4 protein-coding genes are annotated in these 2,404 nt (G+C 68.6%); 3 read left to right on the forward strand and 1 reads right to left on the reverse strand.

Going from position 1 to position 2,404, the window contains the following annotated elements; all coding sequences use genetic code 11:
- Together KPL57_RS62785 and KPL57_RS62790 are read left to right on the forward strand one after the other, a co-directional pair.
- On the forward strand, positions 1 to 308 hold a 308-nt coding region (locus tag KPL57_RS62785; protein ID WP_226359173.1), incomplete at its 5' end, for a hypothetical protein.
- 46 nt (positions 309 to 354) lie between these two features.
- Positions 355 to 798 (forward strand): hypothetical protein, encoded by a 444-nt coding sequence (locus tag KPL57_RS62790; RefSeq protein WP_226359174.1) that lies wholly within the window; start codon positions 355 to 357, stop codon positions 796 to 798.
- 396 nt (positions 799 to 1,194) lie between these two features.
- Here KPL57_RS62790 and KPL57_RS62795 read toward each other — a convergent pair whose 3' ends face one another.
- Positions 1,195 to 1,626, reverse strand: a complete 432-nt coding sequence (locus KPL57_RS62795) for a hypothetical protein (protein WP_226359175.1) — start codon at positions 1,624 to 1,626, stop codon at positions 1,195 to 1,197.
- Positions 1,627 to 1,826: 200 nt separating this feature from the next.
- On the opposite strand from KPL57_RS62795, the gene KPL57_RS62800 reads away from it, so the two are divergent.
- Entirely contained in the window at positions 1,827 to 1,994 is a 168-nt protein-coding gene (locus KPL57_RS62800; protein WP_226359176.1) for a hypothetical protein, read from the forward strand.
- Positions 1,995 to 2,404 lie beyond the last annotated feature (410 nt).

The following is a 2,404-nucleotide window of genomic DNA, read 5'->3' on the forward strand; positions in this document are numbered from 1 at the left end:
TGCTCGCCGGGTCCGCGGAGATCTCCCGGATCGGCGACATCGAGACGATGGTCGCCGCGCGGGAGCGCGGCGCACCGCTGGTCGCGATCGGCGGGTGTGGTGCACGACGGGCCGCTGCGCCTGGTCTCCTCCGGCGGGCGCCGATCACCGACGCCGCGCAGCTGCGCGGCGAAGTTCGTCGGGACGCCCTCGGAGGTCAGCGCACCAGCTCCATCACCCTCGACCTGATCGCCGGGTCGGCCGGGATCGCCCCCGCCGAGCTGCGGCGTCAGGTCGTCGGGCTCAGCCCGGCGTGTTCGACCTGGTGAACCCACCGCCGCGTCGACGCGTTCATCCGTCTCGCTCGACACGGCGATGCTGCTGCAGGCGACCCGGCCCGAGGCCGTCGTCTACGACCCCAACGACGCGATCTCCGCCGGGTCGCAGATCTACGCCACCTCGACGGCCACCGCCGCGCCGACCCGGCCGAGCAGGACAAGCTGCGCCGCTACCTGGCCGCGATCGCCGACGCCACCGCCTTCATCGCCGCCGACGAGGCAGCCGGCTTCACCGAGACGATGCAGCTCATCGGCTCGAAGTACCCAGTTCTCGACGCTGGACTGGCCCGAGGTCGCCCGCGCCGCGCTCGCCGCCTACGTCGACGGCTACGCCGCGGGCCGGGGCCCGACTCCGGCATCGACCCGCAGCGCTGGCAGGCCACCTACGACGAGGTCTCCTCGGTCGGTCAGGTCCCCGCCGCCAGGACCCGGCCAGCAGTGGCTCGACGCCGGGCCTCAACGGCACGGAGGCACCCGATGAGCACCCCGACGACACGACGACGCGTCCCCCGGCACCGGAGCAGGAGACGAGCATGACCCAGGAGACGGCGATCCGCTCCACCGGCACAGGCGGCCCCGACCGGGGCGCGGTCGGCCTGCGGTGTGTCCGGCGTGGACAAGGTGTACCCGACCCGGCGCGGCGAGGTGCGCGCGTTGTCGGGATCGACCTGGAGGTCGCCCGCGGCGAGTTCGTCTCGCTGGTCGGCGCTCGGGCTGCGGCAAGACGACGTTGTTTGCGGATCCTGTCCGGTCTGCTCGCCCCGTCCGGCGGGGCTCGTCGAGGCCGGCGCCCGGCCCCGCCTGGGCCGCCGGCCGTCGCACGACGCCGGTCTTCGCCGAGTTCGGGCTGGTGTTCCAGGAGGCTTATCAGGCTCCGTCAGGTAAGTGCGTAGAAGATGAGTCCGATGACTGCCGAGATCGTCGTTTTAAATGTGGCGTGGGTCGCGCGGTAGTCTGTGTGGAGAACTTTTTCCACGACTTGATATGGGCAGATGACTCGCTCGATGGTGCGCGCGTGTGCGTTGAGGCTCTTGTTGAATGTTTTCTGCCAGTCGAGAGTTTCCCGGCCGGGTTGTTTTTTGAACGGGGTGAGAATGCCGCGCCCGATGTATCCTTTATCGCCGATCGGGGGTATGTGCGAGGTGGTCGAGGGCGCCGGATTGGTCGAGGCAAATGTAGGTCGTGTCGGGAGCCTGGGGTCGGGTCGGAGATCCCCGACAGCTGCCCTTCCAGGGTGTGCGCTGCGACCTGGACGACGACGCCGGTGGTGCGATGCTTGCCCGACCACAGACCTGGTACGGCGGTCCATGACCAGCAGGGCAGCAGGGTTCCGTCGATTATGTACTGCCGATCGCACGAAGCTCCTCCGCAGTCGGACACTACACTCCGCAGCGCCTGCGCCAGCAACGTGTGTCACCCCCCGCGATCGCTCGACTGACCGTCGACTGCGACACCCCGTAGGTTTCCGCCAACTCCCACTGCACACGATTCCCGCGCAGATACGCCAACGTGATCACCACCGACAGAACAATCCCAGAATCGGCGCCAAGGCCGTCGCAGGCCAGTCGCGTTCCGCTGATCCTGCTCATGCACCAGAGCGGCAAGATCCTGAATCTCATCACGCCGAAAGCCATTGTGGATAGTACATACTGCGACAGCCCATTCATCTCGGATTGATTACGACAAACCATCTTCGCGATGGACGGGCTGTCGCCCCACACCCGACACGCCGGCTAGATCGTTATTTCACGGCCCTGAATAAGCCTCCAGGAGGCGAACCTGTTCCCGTGGGTTCACGATCACCGACAACGTCGCGCTGCCGCTCCAGACTGCCGTGCCGTGCCGCGCGCCCGAGCGGCGGGCCCGGGCCGCAGAGCTGTGCGCCACCGTCGGCCTCGGCGGGTTCGAGGACTCCTACCCGCGCGAGCTGTCCCGGGATGCGCCAGCGGGCGGCGATCGCCCCGCGCGCTGGCCTGTGACCCGTCGGTACTGCCTGATGGACGAACCGTTCGGTGCGCTGGACGCCCTGACCCGCGACCGGATGAACCTGGAGCTGCAGCAGATCCCGCCGTCTCCGGCGCCACCGT

The sequence above is a fragment of the Pseudonocardia sp. ICBG601 genome (assembly GCF_020496245.1).